The following is a 721-nucleotide window of genomic DNA, read 5'->3' as shown; positions in this document are numbered from 1 at the left end:
TCTGTTAACTGTCGGTTTGTCGTGGCAGACAGACTCTGGCGGGCTGACTCGGGACTGTTGCCCCCCGTACCACCCTGAGTGACACTTAAAGGCGTTGTTAACCCGCTGAGGCTGTTGATGTCACTGTTAGCACCTTTTTTAGCGTAATCATCAAGAGCCGTCTTATCTGCCTTTTCATCCAGGTCCGTTTTGTCAGCTTTATTGCTGACACTGTTGACCAGTTTTTTCGCTGATGGCCCCGTTATCTGGCTGGTATCAGGAAGCGTGATTGTGGCATCACCATCAGCAGTGAAAAACTGCTGCCAGTTCTGCTTGTCGTAGTTCAGGCCACGAAGCGCCTCCTCACTCTGTGTCACCAGCGCGGCGGTTACCATATTCAGGGCTACCCGGGGAACCGCGTTCCAGGCAACTCCTGATTGTGTTGGCCCAAAGTAATTACTGATGAGCGTCAGTGATGTATCGCTGTTAACCGCCAGCACGGGTCTTGTGTAGGGTGTGCCTCCCACTGTCACAACAATAAAATCACCAGCCGCAATTTCCGTCGAAAATGTGGTATTGCTGCCTGTCACCTGGGCAGAATTATTCGTCAGGGTGAGTGTTCCTGCTGACATAGATTTTCCTCAGTACATGTTCGGGATAATGAGAATGGGCATGGTGATATTTCTGTTACGGGTCATATCCCATCCATTGCTGAAGTAATTACCAAAAACCCGGTTATAGG

General features: G+C 50.2%; 1 pseudogene. It reads right to left on the bottom strand.

Annotation, left to right across the window (positions count from 1 at the left end):
- Positions 1–611 (bottom strand): annotated as a pseudogene (locus OGX95_RS00010) (phage tail fiber protein); the annotation flags it as partial.
- Positions 612–721: the final 110 nt, after the last annotated feature.

The sequence above is a fragment of the Citrobacter sp. Cu233 genome (assembly GCF_030332225.1).
Taxonomy (GTDB): domain Bacteria; phylum Pseudomonadota; class Gammaproteobacteria; order Enterobacterales; family Enterobacteriaceae; genus Citrobacter.
The sequence above is the reverse complement of the archived record's forward strand: the minus strand, read 5'-3'. Positions and strand labels throughout refer to the sequence as shown.